Genomic DNA, 15,400 nt, shown 5'->3' with positions numbered 1-15,400 from the left:
GCGGCGCCGGTCGAAACCAGGCTGCGCGCTTTCATGAAAACGAAAAGCTGAAAGGCGCCGCATCGGTTGTCGCCCCAGGGTTGCCACCCTGGGCGTGCCGAGACGGAGCAAGGGAGACAGACAGATGAATCCGTTCGAAATGGTCGTCGCCATCGTCGCGATCACCGCCATCGCCAGCGTCGTGCGTGCCAAATATGGTGTCGTACGCCGGCACAAGGGCGAGGACTTCATCCAGCGCGGTCCCGATCCGGAAGCGGAACGGCTGCGGGCGGAGGTGAAGGCGCTCAAGGATCGCGTCGCCGTGCTGGAACGGCTGGCGACCGACAGTTCCACCGCGCTGGAACGGGAATTCGACAAGCTCAGGGACCGCGACTGACGCGGCCTGAAGGAAACATGCCTTAGGGAGGACAATATGCAGGACCCCCTTATCACTCTGACATTGGCGGTGGCGGGTTTGTCGGGACTCGTCATCGTCGCCATGACCGCCCTGCGTGGCTGGAACGGCTGGCTGGACCTGAAGCGCGCGGAACTGGCGCGGCGGACGGACGAAGCCGCGCCGCCATCGGCCGCGACGCGGATCGAGGTCGCGGACCTCAAGGAACGCATCCGCAAGCTGGAGGCGATCGCCGCGGGCGTCGATCTGTAATGCTTTTCAGGAGGAAAAGCGGCTTTCGTCTGCCGCTTTTCCTCCTATATGGCGGCTATGACCGATCATGCCGCCCTTGCCGATCTTTACGAGGAATATGAATTTCTCGATGCCGACGACCGCTATCGGCTGCTGATCGATCTGGGCCGGGCGCTGGAGCCGATGCCCGACGCGCTCAAGACCGATGCGACGCTGGTGCGGGGCTGTTCCGCGGCGGTGTGGGTCTATCCCACGGTGCTGGAAGCTCAGTCTCACGCTGGGCCGAAGCTCCATTTCCTGGCAGACAGCAATGCGGCGATCACCAAGGGAATCATCGCGCTGGTTCTGCTGACGGTGCAAGACCGGGCGCCCGCCGCGATCGCCGCGACCGACATTGAAGCCGCGCTTGCGCCCTTCGATCTGCGCAACCAGCTCAGCTCCAACCGGACGCAGGGGATTCCCAACATGATCGCGCTGATCCGGGAAACCGCCGCACGTTACCGCTGAGCCAAGGGAAACAGGCCCGCGCTGGCGCGTTCTCTTCCCGTAATGATGACGGGACAGGAGAGAAGAGATGCGAACCCTTTGGGCACTGGCTGCCGTAGGGCTGATCGTTGCCTGCTCCTCGCCGGAGGACAAGGCGCCGACCCAGCGCGACCAGATCGGGCAGGTCTGGAAATATGAAGGCGGAACGGGCGCAAAGGCGAAGGTCGCCTATATCGGCAGCGCCAACACGGTCCAGACCATGACGGCGGGCGACACTTTCGCCGTGCTGCTGGTCCAGCCTATGGAAAAGGGCCAGGCCGACGTCACGGTGAAGCTGGTGGGTGCCCCCTTCACCTGCGACCTGTCCGACTGCCGCGTCACCGCAACGACGCAGGACGGCAAGACCCACGAATGGAAAGGGCGGATGACCGACAATAAGGACGGCATCGAACTGCTGCCCGCGGCCAAGGCCTATGATGCGATCAAGGACAATAAGACCATCAAGGTGAATCTGGTGGTGGGACCGAAGGACAAGAGCTTTCCGTTCCAGTTCAACGTCGCGGGACTGGATCTGAAAAGCTGAACCGTCATCCCGGCGTAAGCTGGCATGACGGTCATATTCTTCATTCCTGCAAGGACACGCCCGGGCTGCGCGGATCGGCGCCGCCGACCCAATGGCCGTCCGCCTGCCGTTCCGCCGCATTGGCCTTCAGCCCGAAACGGCTGATCGACACCTTATGGCCGAGTTTTTCCAGCGGCGCCTTCATCGCCTCCAATGACGTGCCCTGTTCCAGCACCAGCCCGTCCTTGTCGAAGAATTCGAACCCCAGCGCGATCGAATCCTGCGCCGACAGACCCCAGTCGAAATGCGCGATCAGTGCCTTGGCGACCTGCATGATGATGGTCTTCCCCCCCGCCGCGCCGACGGTGAAGATCGGAGTCCCCGCCGCGTCATAGACGATGGTGGGCGACATGGACGACAGCGGCCGCTTGCCGGGCTCGACCCGGTTGGCGACCGGCGCGCCGTCCTTTTCGGGGGTGAAGCTGAAATCGGTCAGTTCATTGTTCAGGATCACACCGTTGGCGATAAGCTGGCTGCCGAAGAAGCTTTCGATGGTGGATGTCCAGGCGGCGATGTCGCCATGGCGGTCCACCGCGACGAAATGGCTGGTGCCCGATTCCGGCTGGGGCAGGGCGGCGGTCCGCTTTGCCGCGCCGGGGGGTGTGCCGGGCCGGTAGTCGTTGAGTGCCTTGCCCATGCTGATCAGTGCCGACCGCCGCTTCAGATAAGCGGGATCGATCATCCCGGCGATCGGCACGGCGACGAACTCGGGATCGCCCAGATAGGTTTCGCGATCCGCATAGGCGAGGCGCATCGCCTCCCCGATGACGTGCCAGGACCGGGGATCATCCTTGCCCCATTGCGCCAGCGGGAAGCGTTCGGCCATGCCCAGCACTTGCAAAACGGTGATCCCGCCTGCCGAAGCCGGTCCCATGCCGCAGACGGTATAGATGCGATAAGGGCCGCAGACCGGCTTGCGCGCCTTGGCCTGGTAGCCGGCAAGATCGGCCTCCGTCATCGGCACCGGGTTCTTCGGGGCTTGGGTGACGGTTTCGGCGATGATCCTGGCGTTTTCGCCCCGATAGAAGGCGTCCGGTCCCTCCGCCGCGATTCGCTTGAACAATGCGGCCAGCGGCGGATTCTTGAGGATCGTTCCCATCGGCGCGGGCTTGCCGTCGATCCAGAAATATTGCCGGATTTCGGGAAAATCGGCCCAGATCGGCTCCAGCGCCTTCATCGCCGTGTCGAGCCGCTGGCGCACCTCGAACCCCTGTTCGGCAAAGCGGATGGCGGGCTGGAACAACTCGGCCCAGGGCAGCTTGCCCCATTTGCGATGGGCCTCCCAGGCCAGCCGCAGATTGCCGGGCACGCCGACCGAATAGCCGCCCGGCCAGGCCTTGAGGAAGGGGAGGGGCTGGCCGTCCGCCCCCATGAAGCGATCCGGCCGTGCCGCTGCGGGAGCGGTTTCGCGTCCATCGATCGACTCCAGCACGCCGGTCTCCCCGTCATGGTGCATCAGGAAGCCACCGCCGCCTATGCCGCTATTATGCGGCTCGACAACGTTGAGCGTCAGCATCATGGCGATGGCGGCGTCGGTGGCGCTGCCGCCCTTGCGCAAGATTTCCTGCCCCGCTTCGGCGGCGCGGGGATCGGCGGCCGAAACCGTGGCGTTGACCGACACCGGTTCCCGCGCGGCGAGCGGGGTGGGGAGGAGAGGGCAAAGGGCGAAGGCAGCCAGCAGGCCGGAAAGGCGAGAAATCATGTCCGGCACCCTAATCGCTGCGTTGCGTCCTGCAACCCATAGGACGGATCAGGCGTCGATACCCACTATCTCGCCGATATTCTTCACCCCGTCGCGCGCCATCAGCATCTTCAGCCCCGCATTGATTCGCTTAGCAAGATAAGGCCCCTCATAGACCAGCGCGCTGTAGAGCTGGATCAGGCTCGCTCCCGCGCGGATGCGGGCATAGGCCTGTTCCGCATTGGCGATCCCGCCCACCCCGATCAACGGCAGGCGCGTGCCCAGCGCCCGGCGGAAGTCGCGCAGCCGTTGCAGTGCCATGTCGTGCAGCGGCGCGCCCGACAGGCCGCCCGCCTCGCCGGCGTGGGGCGAATGCAGCGAGGGCCGGGAAATGGTGGTGTTGGAGACGATCAGCGCGTCGATCCGATGGTCGATGCAGGCCGCCGCGATATCCTCGACATCGGTCGGTTCCAGGTCCGGCGCCACCTTCAGGAAAATCGGCGTCTTGCCGCTCCCCCGCGCCGCCATCACCGCGCCCAGCAACTGGTCGAGCGCAGCCCGGTCCTGCAAGGCGCGCAGGCCCGGCGTATTGGGGGAGGAGATGTTGACCGTCAGATAATCGGCCAGCGGTGCCATGCAGGTGACGCCCGTGGCGTAATCCGCGATTCGGTCCGCCGCGTCCTTGTTCGCGCCGATATTGATGCCGATGATCGGGCCGCCGGGGCGCTTCCGCTTGGCGATCCGTTCCGCCGCGGCGGCCTGGCCGCCATTGTTGAAGCCCATGCGGTTGATGACCGCGCGATCTTCCACCAGCCGGAACAGACGGGGCAGGGCATTTCCCGGCTGCGGCAAGGGGGTCAGCGTCCCCAACTCGGCAAAGCCGAAGCCCAGCCCGTGCATCTTGTGCGCGACCAGCCCTTCCTTGTCATAGCCCGCCGCCAGCCCCACCGGATTGGGAAAGGCGATTCCCGCCACCGTCTGCGCCAGCGCCGAATCGGGTGCGAGCGGTGCGGGAGTCGGCATCAGCCGGAGCAGCCTGATCGACAGATGATGGGCCCGTTCGGCTTCCAGCGCGAAGAAAAGTGGTCGGATAAGGCGGTATGGCATGGCGGCGCTATGCCAGTGCCGGCGGCCGGCGTCGAGTCACTGTTGCGCCGCGGCAACAGTAGATAAGGATCGACATTTCTTAACAAGATTCATTGGGATTCGTCCCGTTTTGGTCCGGCTAATGTCCGATCCATCCAATAAAATTTCCCCGATTCGGACGTAAGAGAGTCCTGCGACCCGAAGGCTCTAGGCCCATGGCCGACGAGACCTTTTACTGACCCGGTGGTGAAAATCGCCGGGTCATTTTTTGGTTCATCGTCCCGAACCGCCCGGAAAGCGATATTCCGTTAAGTATAGCGCTTGCGCCGTGGCTATAATGGCGCATAGTGCGGCTCGGGGTGAAATATGCGGTCGCATGATGGCGCAGCGTCCGGGGGGACGCCGAATATCAGGGCAAGAGACGATCAACTGCCGTTGTCTTATACCGTCGATGCGGCGCAGGGACCGGTCCGGTTGCGATATTTTGCGCTGCCTGAACAATTGAACGCCTATTTTGGCTCCTTCTATGTGTTTAGCGAAACGGCCGATCATTATTCGGATGTGACACGGGCGGATGTTCCGCAACTTCGCTTCATGCTGGACGGCAGCGGCCATTATCATTTCCATGACGGAACGACGGCGCCCACTCCCGAGATATGCCTGCTGGGGCCGACGCTGGGCGCAACCCGGTTCGAACTGAACAGTCCGGGCCGCGTGGTCGGCATTTCCCTGCTGCCCGCGGGATGGATCGCTCTGCATGGGGGCGATGCCAGCGGCCTCACCGATCGCGTGCAGGATATGGGCCATCAGCCGGGCTATCGCGAACTGCTTGAAAGGCTGCGCGCGGCCGAAGATGCGGAGGCCATGGCCGCCCTGTGCTGGGATTTTCTCGCGGAACGGCTGGTTGCGCTGCCCGAATCGACGTGGCGGTTGCTGGAGGCGGTCGACGGCTGGCTGATGGGGGAGGGGTCTCCCCGAATCGAAACCCTGGCCGACCTCACGGACCTCTCGCCGCGTCAACTCGCGCGCCTGACCAACAAATATTATGGCTGCCCGCCCAAGCTGCTGGCGCGCAAATATCGGGCGCTCCGGTGCAGCGCGCGGATCGCCCTCGACCATGAAAGCTGGCAGGCCCTGTGCGAGGATGGGCGTTTTTACGACCAGTCGCATTTCATCCGGGAGATCAAGCATTTCATCGGGCTGACTCCGCACCAGTTGCAGACCGAACCGACCGCCGTGGCCCAGCTTACCTTGCTGCGCCGCTCACTGGGCGGGGATGTGGCGGTCATCAACCGTTTCAGTTGAGCGCCGGCAACCCGGCCACGTCACCGAATAAAAATGCCTTGATTCAGCAGCCGTGCGGGACCACATGCGCAATCGGATTGATTCGATCCGATTTGAGAATGGTTCGCAAAGACGTAGCGCATGAGGCTTTCGAGTTTCGCAGATTATGCCGTGGTGCTGATGTCCGCCGCCGCCCGCCATTGCGGTGCGGCGAAGATGAATGCGACCACCCTGTCGGCGGAAACCGGCATCCCCCTGCCCACCGCACAGAAGCTGGTGAGCCGCCTGTCCGCCGCCGGCCTGCTCGAATCGAGCCGGGGAACCGGGGGTGGCGTCCGCCTCAGCCGTCCGCCCGCAACGATTACGCTGGCCGATGTGGTGGAGGCGGTGGAAGGCCCCATCGCCATGACGGCCTGCACCGAAATGGGCGCGCATGACTGCTCGCTGGAGCAGGAATGCCGCGTGCGCCCGCATATGAATGTCGCGAACAACGCGATCCGGCAGGCGCTCGCGGGCGTCACCATCGCTAGTCTTACCCGAGAAATGGCATGACCGAAGAAGCTACGACTGTCCGTAATCTCGAAGCGCATGAGGCCGCCGAGCGTGCCTCCACCTACGAGCATGGCTGGTCCTCCGCCATCGAGCAGGACTTCGCGCCCAAGGGCCTGAACGAGGACACGGTCCGCTTCATTTCGGCCAAGAAGAAGGAGCCGGAATGGCTGCTCGAATGGCGGCTGAAGGCCTTCGCCATGTGGCAGAAGATGGAAGCGCCGGAGTGGGCCAAGCTCAACATCCCGCCGATCGACTATCAGGACGCCTATTATTATGCCGAGCCGAAGAAGAAGGCGGAGCTGAATTCGCTGGATGAGGTCGATCCGGAGATATTGGCGACCTATCAGAAGCTGGGCATTCCCATTGCCGAGCAGGAAGTGCTGGCCGGGGTGAAGGGCAGCCGCAAGGTCGCGGTCGATGCGGTGTTCGACAGCGTCTCGGTCGCCACCACCTTCCGCAAGGAGCTGGAGGAAGCGGGCGTCATCTTCCGCTCCATCAGCGAGGCGGTGCGCGAATATCCCGATCTGGTGAAGAAGTGGCTGGGCAAGGTCGTGCCGATGCACGACAATTATTTCGCCACCTTGAACTGCGCGGTCTTTTCCGACGGCACCTTCGTCTACATCCCCAAGGGCGTGCGCTGCCCGATGGAACTCAGCACCTATTTCCGCATCAATGCGGAGAATACTGGGCAGTTCGAACGCACGCTGATCGTCGCGGACGAGGGGTCTTACGTCTCCTATCTCGAAGGCTGCACCGCGCCGATGCGCGACGAGAACCAGCTTCACGCCGCAGTGGTCGAGCTGGTCGCGCTGGACGATGCGGAGATCAAGTACAGCACCGTCCAGAACTGGTATCCGGGCGATGAGAACGGCAAGGGCGGCATCTATAATTTCGTGACCAAGCGCGCGCTCTGCCAGGGGCGCAACAGCAAGGTCAGTTGGACCCAGGTCGAAACCGGCTCTGCCATCACCTGGAAATATCCCAGCTGCGTGCTGAACGGCGAGAACAGCGTGGGCGAGTTCTATTCGGTGGCGCTGACCAACAATCTGCAACAGGCCGACACCGGCACCAAGATGATCCACAATGGCAAGGGGTCGCGCTCGACCATCGTGTCCAAGGGGATCTCGGCGGGGCGCAGCAACAACACCTATCGCGGGCTGGTGCGCGTGGCGCCCGGCGCGGAGGGCGTGCGCAACTTCACCCAGTGCGACAGCCTGTTGCTGGGCGACCAGTGCGGCGCGCACACCGTCCCCTATATCGAGGTGCGCAACCCAAGCGCGCAGATCGAGCATGAAGCGACCACCAGCAAGATCAGCGACGACCAGCTCTTCTACGCGACGCAGCGCGGACTGGATCAGGAGGCGGCGGTCAGCCTGATCGTCAACGGCTTCGCGCGGGAAGTGCTGCAACAGCTCCCGATGGAGTTCGCCGTCGAGGCGCAGAAGCTGCTCGGCATTTCACTGGAAGGAAGCGTCGGTTGATCGACAGGGGCCAACCCTTGAACTCCCCTCCCCTTCAGGGGAGGGGCCGGGGGTGGGGGCTGTCCGTGCGGCAGCTTGCGACGATGCGGCAGCGCGCCAGCGCCATGCGCCTTGAACCAACCGAACCGGAAAAACGGCTGTGGCGGGTGCTGTCGGGTGCAAAGCTAGGCGGTCACAAGTTCCGGCGGCAGGCCGTTATTGGCGCGAACATTGCGGATTTCCTCTGCCCGCAAAAGGCGCTGGTCGTGGAGATTGACGGCGATACCCATGCCGATGGATCGGATGCTATGCGTGATCGGAGGCTGGTGGACCTTGGCTATCAGGTCGTCCGTTTTACCAATCATGATGTGACGACGAATTTGGAAGGCGTGTGCGAACGGTTGCTGGCGGTCTTGAACGCCGCGCCGGATCGCTGGCACAGCCCCCACCCCAACCCCTCCCCTGAAGGGGAGGGGCTTAATGAGGATGAAGTGACTTGAGCGACGAAGACGATATTCAAGATGCCCTTGCCGATTTCGCGGAGGATGTCGGCAATGGCCAGGCATGGACCGCCGCGATTCGCATTCTGACGGAAGATTATGAGCTGGAAGAGGGCGAACTTGCAGCCCGCGCCGCCAAGGATTTCGGTGACCTCGACGCCTATCAGGCCGAATGCCGCGAGGCGTTGGACAAGGGCGACGCCGCCTTCACCGAGAAGCTGAAATCCGACAAGGCCTTCCACAAGGCCAAGGCGCCCAATCTCGCCCGGATGGGGCCTGTGACCGAATTCGTGACCGGCATATTGGAAAAGGGTGCACCCGAACCCTGCGCCGACTGGTGGCCCTATATGCCGATCAAGCGCCATATCGACACGCTGTTCCCTGCGCCGGGCGATGTGCGGGACATGGCCTTCTGGACCGCGCGGACGCTCCAGCGCGCGCATAAGGGTTGAAGCATGCTGACCATCGACAATCTCACCAACGCAATCGACGGCAAGGCGATCCTGAAGGGCCTGTCGCTCTCCATCAAGGCGGGCGAGATCCACGCGATCATGGGTCCCAACGGCGCGGGCAAGTCGACGCTGGCCTATACGCTGGGCGGCCGCCCCGGCTATGAAGTCACCGGAGGCGAAGCCTCTTTCAACGGTGTGAACTTGTTCAGCTTGGAGCCGCACGAGCGCGCCGCCGCAGGCCTGTTCCTCGGCTTCCAATATCCGGTCGAAATCCCCGGGGTCTCCAACCTGCAATTCCTGCGCGAGAGCCTGAACAGCCAGCGCAAGGCGCGCGGAGAAGAACCGCTGTCGGGCGGCGAGTTCATCAAGCTCGCCAAGGAGAAAGCGGGTTTGCTGGGTCTCGACATGGAGATGCTGAAGCGCCCGGTGAACGTCGGCTTTTCCGGCGGCGAGAAGAAGCGCGCCGAAATGGTGCAGATGGGCATCCTCGACCCCAGGCTGGCGATCCTGGACGAGACCGATTCCGGCCTCGACATCGACGCGCTCAAGATCGTGGGCGCGGGCATCAACGCCATCATGCGCAAGCCCGACAAGGCGGTGCTGCTCATCACCCACTATCAGCGCCTGCTCGACTATGTGAAGCCGGACTTCGTGCATGTTCTCGCCGCTGGCCGGATCGTGAAATCGGGCGGTCCCGAACTGGCGCTGGAGCTGGAGCGCGAGGGCTATGCCGATGTGGTCGGGGCGGAGGTGGTTGCGGCGTGACCACGCTCACCCTTCCCACGCGCCCCTTGCCCACACGAAGGGCTGAAGAATGGCGCTACAGCGATCTCGACGCGCTGGCGACCATCTGGCCGACGCCCGCGCCGACGCGCATCGATGTCGCCGCCGGGGAAAGCGCGCGCCATCATCTGTTGCAGGACGCGGCCGACGGCGCTGCGGCGGTGCATGATTATGCGATCAGCATCGCGGATGGCGCGCGCTGCGATTTCCACCTCCTCAACATCGGCGGCAAATTCGGCCGTGTGACCTTCGACGTCACGCTGGGCAAGGGCGCACATTTCGAATTGAACGGCGCGATCATCGGCGGCGGCGATCAGGTGCTGGAGATCATCACCGCCGTCACCCATGCGCAGCCGGATGCCACCAGCGGCCAGACGATCCGCTCGATCCTGGGTCAGCATGCCACCGGCAGCTATCTTGGCTCGATCAACGTGGCGCGCGACGCGCAGCGCACCGACGCCTTCCAGTCGGTCAAGGCGATGCTGCTCGACCGCACCGCCACGGCCAATGCGAAGCCTGAGCTGGAAATCTACGCCGACGACGTGAAATGCGCCCATGGCGCGACCGTGGGCGAACTCGACAAGCAGGCGCTGTTCTACATGGCCAGCCGCGGCATGGACCCGGCAATGGCCAAGACATTGCTGCTCAAGGCCTTCGTGGCAGGTGTGTTCGATGATGTGGCGGACGAAGCGGTCAAGGACCGACTCGAAGCCGCAGCGCTTGCCAAGCTGGAGACGCTGGTATGACCGTCAACGCCTTCGACCGGCTCGACCTGCGCCATGACTTTCCGGGTGTGGGTGACTGGCACTATCTCGACAGCGCCGCCACCGCGCAGAAGCCGAACGCCGTGATCGACGCCATCGCCCGCGCTTACGGCCCGGATTATGCGACGGTCCATCGCGGCGTCTATGAGCGCTCGGCCAACATGACGCTCGCCTATGAGGCTGCCCGCCGCAAGGTAGCGAGCTTCATCGGCGCGGCGTCGGACGGCGAGATCGTCTATGTCCGCGGCGCGACCGAAGGCATCAACCTCGTCGCGCAAAGCTGGGCAGGCTCGCAGTTGAAGGCAGGCGACCGCATCCTGCTCTCGATGCTGGAGCATCACAGCAATATCGTTCCCTGGCAGATCGTGGCCGAAAAAGTCGGGGCGCAGATCGACGTCGTGCCGCTGACGGCGGACGGCAAGATCGATCTCGACGCCATGCAGGCGATGATCACGCCCGCGCACAAGATGGTCGCGCTGGCCCATGTGTCGAACGTGCTCGGCAGCGTGCTCGACGTCCGCCGCGCCGCCGACATTGCGCATGGCGTCGGCGCGAGGATATTGATCGACGGTTGCCAGGCGGTGCCTCGCCTGGCTGTCGATGTGCAGGCGCTGGACTGCGATTTCTACGTCTTTTCCGCGCACAAGCTCTACGGCCCGACCGGCATCGGCGCGCTGTGGGGCCGCAAGGAACTGCTCGACGCCATGCCGCCCTATCAGGGCGGCGGGTCGATGATCGACAAGGTGACGTTCGAAAAGACCACTTACGCCCCCGCACCGACCCGGTTCGAGGCGGGGACGCCGCATATCACCGGCGTCGTCGGCCTGTCGGCGGCGATCGACTATGTGCAGGCGATCGGCCTCGACGCGATCCATGCCCATGAATGCGCGCTGGTCGGCAAGGCCCGCGCCGCGTTGCAAAGCCTCAATAGCGCGCGTGTCTTCGGACCGGAGGACAGCGCGGGAATCCTCTCCTTCGAGGTCGAGGGGGTTCATCCGCACGATGTCGGCACCATATTGGACGAAACGGGTGTCGCCATAAGGGCGGGGCATCATTGCGCGCAGCCGCTGATGCGCCATCTGGGCGTAGAGGCGACGGCGCGGGCCAGCTTCGGCATCTACAGCGACGACAGCGATGTCGATGCGCTGGTCTTGGGGCTTGAAAGAGTGAGGAAAATCTTCGGATGACCGAGGAACGGAAGATATTGGTGGAAGAGGTCGAGACGGTGGAAACCCCGCCCAAGGCGCGGGTCGAGGATGAAACGCGTCAGCGGGATTATCTCGACGGTTTCCTTGCCCAGAAGCCGGCGGAAGCGCCCAAGGGCGAACCGGGCGGCAGCCTCTATGACGCGATCATCGATGCGCTCAAGGAAATCTACGATCCCGAAATCCCGGTCAATATCTATGATCTCGGCCTCGTCTACGGCGTCGACGTGACGCAGGACGGCCATGCCGTCGTCACCATGACGCTGACCACGCCGCACTGCCCGGTGGCCGAATCCATGCCGGGCGAAGTCGAACTGCGCGTCGGCGCCGTGCCGGGCGTTGGCGATGCGCAGGTGAACCTCGTCTGGGACCCCCCATGGGACCCGCAGAAGATGTCGGACGAGGCCAAGCTCGAACTGGGAATGCTATGATGACCCCACCTCCCAACGGCGAGACGAAAATCCGCGCCCGCCCAGCAGCCGTCATCCTGACGCCCGCCGCGGAGCAGCGCATCGCGGACCTGATGGCCCAGGCCCCCGAAGGCATGGTCGGCGTCAAGCTGTCGACCCCGCGCCGGGGCTGTTCGGGCCTTGCCTATTCGGTCGACTATGTGAGCGAGGAAGCCAAGTTCGACGAGAAGATCGAGACTCCCGGCGGCATCTTCTACATCGACGGCGCCTCGATACTCTATCTTGTCGGCTCGACCATGGACTGGGTGGAGGACGATTTCACCGCCGGCTTCGTCTTCAACAACCCCAATGCCAAGGGTAGCTGCGGCTGCGGCGAGAGCTTCACGGTCTGAGCGACGCTGCCATGCCCCATATGCTGATCCTGGGGCTGGGCTATACCACATCGCGCCTCGCCACCCGCCTGCGCGCAGACGGCTGGCATATCACCGGGGTCCGCCGGACCGCCGATGCCGAAGCACTCGCCTTCGATGACGAAGGCGCCGTTCGCGCCGCCATGGCACGGGCCAGCCACATTCTGTCCTCCGTCCCGCCCCAGGGCGACGCCGATCCCGTCCTGGCCCGCTATGGCCCCGACATCGCCTTAGCTCCCGCCATCTGGACCGGCTATCTCTCTTCCACCGGCGTCTATGGCGACGCGGCAGGGGCATGGGTCGACGAATCCAGCCCGGTCGGCTTCGGCCGCCGCGCCGCCCGCACACGGGCCGACGCGGATTGGGGTGCCCTCCGTCCCGACATGCGCCGCTTCCGCCTGCCCGGTATCTACGGCCCCGGCCGCTCGGCATTCGATCGCGTCAGGGAAGGGCGCGCGCATCGCATCGACCTGCCTGACCAGGTGTTCAGCCGCGCCCATGTCGACGACATCGTCGCGGGGGTGATCGCCTCGATCCATGCCGGGCCACCGGGCATCTACAATCTGTCCGATGACCTGCCCTGTGCCCAGAACTGGTTGATCGAAGCAGCCTGCGAACTGCTTGGCCAACCCGTCCCGCCCCTGCTGACGCTGGAAGAGGCGCAACTGTCTCCGACGGCGCAATCCTTCTACGCGGAAAACCGCCGCGTCGCGAACGGCCGGGCCAAGCGCCTGCTGGGCTGGTCGCCACGCTATCCGACCTATCGCGAAGGCCTTGCCGCCTGTCTGTGAATCATCCCGTCGCAAAGCGTCCACATCCCTAACGCCTTCTTAACCATCCCGGCCCGATGGAAGACCTGTCACCACGTAAGGACAGGATCATGGACCGTTTCGACAACGCCTTCACCGCCCTCGGCCAGCGCATCAACGGCCTGTCCATGCCGCAACGCACGGCCCCGGCTCCGGTCCCGCTGACCAGCCTGATCGACAGGGTGAACGCGGCCAAGCGCCTCTACCAGCCGGGCGTCCGCCGTTAAGCCGCTTTCGTCCGCAAGGCGACCACCATTCCGGCAATCGCCAGCAGCGCGCCGACACCGGCCAATGTCGTCCAGCGATAGCCCTCCACCAACGTGGAGATCAGCATCGCGATCACCGGGATCAGCACGCTGGTATAGGCCGCGCGTCCCGCGCCCATGCGCTGGATCAGCCGGAAGTACAGCGGGAAGGTGACGACCGATCCCGCCAGCCCCAGCCAGCCTATCCCCAATATATAGCCCAGCCGCGCCTCGAAGACCGGCGGTCCGGTCGTCACCCACGCAAACAGTGCATCCAGGCCCGATCCGATCAGCATCGCCCAGGCCAGCACCGCCACCATCGGCAGCCGCCGCGCAATCTCCATGCCCTGCATGACATTGGCCGCCGATGCGCTCAGCAACCCGCCAACCGAGAGCGCCGCGCCCAGCAACACCATGTCGGGCCGCACGCTCGCGGCACGATATTCATGGGCGAGCATCAGGGCTATGCCCGTCACCGCGACCACCGATCCCAGCACGAAGGCCCGGCTCACCGGTTGGCGGTGGAAGAGGAAGGCCAGGATGCTGTTGGGGATCAGCAGCATCGCATAGACCACCGCGACCACGCCCGATGTCAGATAATGCTCCGCGCGATAGACGAAGTTGAAGTTCATCACGAACTGCGCCACGCCCAGCAAGGCAGCAAAGACCATCCCCCTGCCGCCGATGCGGAGCGATATGCCGCGCGCCCTGGCAAAGGCCGCCATCGCCACGCCGCCCAGCAGGAAGCGGTAACAGACCGACCAGCTTGCCGGCACGCTGCCCAACTGGTCGCGGATCACGATCCAGGTCGAACTCCAGATCAGGGTGACGAGGATGAAAGGCCATATGATGCCGCCTTTGCCCTCCGTCACGCGCTCAGCGTCCCCAGGGCATCGGCCAGCGGCTTCACGCTGGCGGCATCGTGCGACCAGTTGGTGACGAGGCGTGCCGCGCCCTCGCTCCAATCGTAAAAATCGAAACCCTGTGCTCGCAGCGCGGCAGCCTCCTGCGCCGTCAGCCGGATGAACAGTTCATTCGCCTCGACCGGGTACATCAGCCGTCCCGCCGCGCCTGCCGCCAAAGCCTGCGCCGCCGCATTGGCCGCCTCCGCATTGCGCAGCCAGAGATCGCCCTCGACCATCGCCAGCAACTGCGCGGCGAGATAGCGGCCCTTGGAAAAGAGATGTCCGCCCCGCTTGCGCCAGCGCGCCGCCTCGGCCGCCCGCGCCTGCGCCCGGTCCCCGAAGAAGAGGAGTGCCTCCCCGATCATCCCGCCATTTTTGACGCAGCCGAAGGAAAGGACGTCGACCCCCGCCCGCCAGGTCACATCGCCCGGATGGCAACCCAGATGCGCGACCGCATTGGCGAAACGCGCCCCATCCATGTGGAAGCCAAGCCCATATTCGCGCGCCACGGCACCCAGCGCCGCCACCTCATCGGGCGTATAGGCCAATCCATATTCGGTCGCCTGCGTGATGCTGATCGCCCGCGCCGGCACCTGATGCACATCGGGACGGATTGCTTTCAGCCGTTCCGTCACGATATCCGGCGACAGCTTCGCGCCCGCGCCGGGCAGCGCCATCAGGCTTGCGCCATGGGTATAGAAGCCCGGTGCACCACATTCATCGACGACGATATGGGCCTCTTCATGGCACAGCACCCCGCCATAGGGCGGGCAGAGGCAGGCCAGCGCGATGCTGTTCGCCGCCGTGCCACTTGCGATCCAAAGCGCCTCGACCGGTGTCTCGAACAGATCGGAGAAGACGCCGTTCAGCCGTGCGCTCCAAATGTCGCCGTCATAGCCGTGGTCGGCTCGGTCGGCGGCCGCCATGGCCGCCATGACGTCCGGGCAAACCGGCGTCGCATTATCGGAAAAAAAGTGCATGCGGCATGGAATAGCCGCGCCGCGTTGCAGCGCCAAGATGCCACCGTGGAAGGAGCGGCCATAGGCCATATTATGGGTCAGTAATATTGACCGATTGTTTCATGCTGCCATCTGTGACATAGGCGGCCCGTCCAACCAAAG

The 15,400-nt window shown here is 64.3% G+C and carries 20 protein-coding genes; 16 read left to right on the top strand and 4 right to left on the bottom strand.

Going from position 1 to position 15,400, the window contains the following annotated elements:
* Window positions 1-124 precede the first annotated feature (124 nt).
* The 4 genes from CAF53_RS07025 (at window position 125) to CAF53_RS07010 (ending at window position 1,694) form a co-directional block, all read left to right on the top strand.
* On the top strand, window positions 125-376 hold the full coding sequence (locus CAF53_RS07025; protein WP_046761986.1) for a hypothetical protein: 252 nt from the start codon (window positions 125-127) through the stop codon (window positions 374-376).
* Between the two features lie 36 nt (window positions 377-412).
* Window positions 413-646, top strand: a complete 234-nt coding sequence (locus CAF53_RS07020; protein WP_100237680.1) for a hypothetical protein — start codon at window positions 413-415, stop codon at window positions 644-646.
* A 57-nt stretch (window positions 647-703) separates the two neighbouring features.
* Window positions 704-1,132, top strand: coding sequence for a SufE family protein (locus CAF53_RS07015; RefSeq protein ID WP_100238724.1), 429 nt, complete (start codon window positions 704-706; stop codon window positions 1,130-1,132).
* A gap of 67 nt (window positions 1,133-1,199) precedes the next feature.
* Window positions 1,200-1,694: a hypothetical protein gene (locus tag CAF53_RS07010; protein ID WP_046761983.1), complete on the top strand. Its 495-nt coding sequence runs from the start codon at window positions 1,200-1,202 to the stop codon at window positions 1,692-1,694.
* Between the two features lie 40 nt (window positions 1,695-1,734).
* Here the strand turns inward: CAF53_RS07010 and ggt are convergent, their stop codons facing one another.
* Both ggt and CAF53_RS07000 read right to left on the bottom strand, forming a co-directional pair.
* The gene (gene ggt, locus CAF53_RS07005) at window positions 1,735-3,435 is read right to left on the bottom strand and encodes a gamma-glutamyltransferase (RefSeq protein WP_100237679.1); all 1,701 of its coding nucleotides are present in this window, start codon (window positions 3,433-3,435) and stop codon (window positions 1,735-1,737) included.
* Window positions 3,436-3,483: 48 nt separating this feature from the next.
* Window positions 3,484-4,521: a quinone-dependent dihydroorotate dehydrogenase gene (locus CAF53_RS07000; protein ID WP_100237678.1), complete on the bottom strand. Its 1,038-nt coding sequence runs from the start codon at window positions 4,519-4,521 to the stop codon at window positions 3,484-3,486.
* A gap of 453 nt (window positions 4,522-4,974) precedes the next feature.
* On the opposite strand from CAF53_RS07000, the gene CAF53_RS06995 reads away from it, so the two are divergent.
* From CAF53_RS06995 to CAF53_RS27490, 12 genes are all read left to right on the top strand, one after another.
* The gene (locus CAF53_RS06995; RefSeq protein WP_084733045.1) at window positions 4,975-5,805 is read left to right on the top strand and encodes a helix-turn-helix domain-containing protein; all 831 of its coding nucleotides are present in this window, start codon (window positions 4,975-4,977) and stop codon (window positions 5,803-5,805) included.
* Window positions 5,806-5,925: 120 nt separating this feature from the next.
* Window positions 5,926-6,336, top strand: a complete 411-nt coding sequence (locus tag CAF53_RS06990; RefSeq protein ID WP_046761980.1) for an Rrf2 family transcriptional regulator — start codon at window positions 5,926-5,928, stop codon at window positions 6,334-6,336.
* Complete coding sequence (sufB, locus tag CAF53_RS06985) at window positions 6,333-7,817, top strand: Fe-S cluster assembly protein SufB (RefSeq protein ID WP_046761979.1); 1,485 nt, start codon at window positions 6,333-6,335, stop codon at window positions 7,815-7,817. The genes CAF53_RS06990 and sufB overlap by 4 nt, the downstream gene beginning before the upstream one ends.
* 83 nt (window positions 7,818-7,900) lie before the next feature.
* On the top strand, window positions 7,901-8,296 hold the full coding sequence (locus CAF53_RS06980; RefSeq protein WP_100238723.1) for an endonuclease domain-containing protein: 396 nt from the start codon (window positions 7,901-7,903) through the stop codon (window positions 8,294-8,296).
* Complete coding sequence (locus tag CAF53_RS06975) at window positions 8,293-8,748, top strand: hypothetical protein (protein ID WP_046761978.1); 456 nt, start codon at window positions 8,293-8,295, stop codon at window positions 8,746-8,748. The genes CAF53_RS06980 and CAF53_RS06975 overlap by 4 nt, the downstream gene beginning before the upstream one ends.
* 3 nt (window positions 8,749-8,751) lie before the next feature.
* Window positions 8,752-9,513, top strand: coding sequence for a Fe-S cluster assembly ATPase SufC (sufC, locus tag CAF53_RS06970; protein WP_046761977.1), 762 nt, complete (start codon window positions 8,752-8,754; stop codon window positions 9,511-9,513).
* A complete protein-coding gene (locus CAF53_RS06965) occupies window positions 9,510-10,277 on the top strand; it encodes a SufD family Fe-S cluster assembly protein (protein WP_046761976.1) in 768 nt (255 codons plus the stop codon). Before sufC ends, CAF53_RS06965 begins: the two co-directional genes overlap by 4 nt.
* Entirely contained in the window at window positions 10,274-11,482 is a 1,209-nt protein-coding gene (locus tag CAF53_RS06960) for a cysteine desulfurase (protein WP_046761975.1), read from the top strand. The genes CAF53_RS06965 and CAF53_RS06960 overlap by 4 nt, the downstream gene beginning before the upstream one ends.
* Window positions 11,479-11,931, top strand: coding sequence for an SUF system Fe-S cluster assembly protein (locus CAF53_RS06955; RefSeq protein WP_046761974.1), 453 nt, complete (start codon window positions 11,479-11,481; stop codon window positions 11,929-11,931). The genes CAF53_RS06960 and CAF53_RS06955 overlap by 4 nt, the downstream gene beginning before the upstream one ends.
* Window positions 11,931-12,302 carry an iron-sulfur cluster assembly accessory protein gene (locus CAF53_RS06950; RefSeq protein WP_100237677.1) on the top strand — a complete coding sequence of 124 codons (372 nt, stop codon included), beginning with the start codon at window positions 11,931-11,933 and terminating at the stop codon, window positions 12,300-12,302. Before CAF53_RS06955 ends, CAF53_RS06950 begins: the two co-directional genes overlap by 1 nt.
* A gap of 11 nt (window positions 12,303-12,313) precedes the next feature.
* Window positions 12,314-13,111, top strand: coding sequence for an epimerase (locus CAF53_RS06945; protein ID WP_046761972.1), 798 nt, complete (start codon window positions 12,314-12,316; stop codon window positions 13,109-13,111).
* Between the two features lie 89 nt (window positions 13,112-13,200).
* Entirely contained in the window at window positions 13,201-13,356 is a 156-nt protein-coding gene (locus CAF53_RS27490; RefSeq protein WP_197707376.1) for a hypothetical protein, read from the top strand.
* Here the strand turns inward: CAF53_RS27490 and CAF53_RS06940 are convergent.
* Both CAF53_RS06940 and CAF53_RS06935 read right to left on the bottom strand, forming a co-directional pair.
* The gene (locus tag CAF53_RS06940) at window positions 13,353-14,246 is read right to left on the bottom strand and encodes a DMT family transporter (protein ID WP_100237676.1); all 894 of its coding nucleotides are present in this window, start codon (window positions 14,244-14,246) and stop codon (window positions 13,353-13,355) included. The two genes, CAF53_RS27490 and CAF53_RS06940, sit on opposite strands and share 4 nt — an antisense overlap.
* Entirely contained in the window at window positions 14,243-15,259 is a 1,017-nt protein-coding gene (locus tag CAF53_RS06935; RefSeq protein ID WP_100238722.1) for a beta-eliminating lyase-related protein, read from the bottom strand. The genes CAF53_RS06940 and CAF53_RS06935 overlap by 4 nt, the downstream gene beginning before the upstream one ends.
* Between the last annotated feature and the right edge of the window lie 141 nt (window positions 15,260-15,400).

The sequence above is a fragment of the Sphingobium sp. LB126 genome (assembly GCF_002795205.1).
Classification (GTDB): Bacteria; Pseudomonadota; Alphaproteobacteria; order Sphingomonadales; family Sphingomonadaceae; genus Sphingobium; species Sphingobium chungbukense.
Note: the sequence above shows the minus strand (reverse complement) of the source record. Positions and strands in the feature narration are given on the sequence as shown.

Bases quoted from the DNA above. Each gene is read 5' to 3' on its own strand.
- CAF53_RS07000 (WP_100237678.1), bottom strand. From the start codon at position 4,521: ATGCCATACCGCCTTATCCGACCACTTTTCTTCGCGCTGGAAGCCGAA.
- CAF53_RS06980 (WP_100238723.1), top strand. From the start codon at position 7,901: ATGCGGCAGCGCGCCAGCGCCATGCGCCTTGAACCAACCGAACCGGAA.
- ggt (WP_100237679.1), bottom strand. From the start codon at position 3,435: ATGATTTCTCGCCTTTCCGGCCTGCTGGCTGCCTTCGCCCTTTGCCCT.
- CAF53_RS07015 (WP_100238724.1), top strand. From the start codon at position 704: ATGACCGATCATGCCGCCCTTGCCGATCTTTACGAGGAATATGAATTT.
- CAF53_RS06945 (WP_046761972.1), top strand. From the start codon at position 12,314: ATGCCCCATATGCTGATCCTGGGGCTGGGCTATACCACATCGCGCCTC.
- CAF53_RS06950 (WP_100237677.1), top strand. From the start codon at position 11,931: ATGACCCCACCTCCCAACGGCGAGACGAAAATCCGCGCCCGCCCAGCA.
- CAF53_RS06960 (WP_046761975.1), top strand. From the start codon at position 10,274: ATGACCGTCAACGCCTTCGACCGGCTCGACCTGCGCCATGACTTTCCG.
- CAF53_RS07010 (WP_046761983.1), top strand. From the start codon at position 1,200: ATGCGAACCCTTTGGGCACTGGCTGCCGTAGGGCTGATCGTTGCCTGC.
- sufC (WP_046761977.1), top strand. From the start codon at position 8,752: ATGCTGACCATCGACAATCTCACCAACGCAATCGACGGCAAGGCGATC.
- CAF53_RS27490 (WP_197707376.1), top strand. From the start codon at position 13,201: ATGGACCGTTTCGACAACGCCTTCACCGCCCTCGGCCAGCGCATCAAC.
- CAF53_RS06935 (WP_100238722.1), bottom strand. From the start codon at position 15,259: ATGCACTTTTTTTCCGATAATGCGACGCCGGTTTGCCCGGACGTCATG.
- CAF53_RS07025 (WP_046761986.1), top strand. From the start codon at position 125: ATGAATCCGTTCGAAATGGTCGTCGCCATCGTCGCGATCACCGCCATC.
- sufB (WP_046761979.1), top strand. From the start codon at position 6,333: ATGACCGAAGAAGCTACGACTGTCCGTAATCTCGAAGCGCATGAGGCC.
- CAF53_RS07020 (WP_100237680.1), top strand. From the start codon at position 413: ATGCAGGACCCCCTTATCACTCTGACATTGGCGGTGGCGGGTTTGTCG.
- CAF53_RS06990 (WP_046761980.1), top strand. From the start codon at position 5,926: ATGAGGCTTTCGAGTTTCGCAGATTATGCCGTGGTGCTGATGTCCGCC.
- CAF53_RS06955 (WP_046761974.1), top strand. From the start codon at position 11,479: ATGACCGAGGAACGGAAGATATTGGTGGAAGAGGTCGAGACGGTGGAA.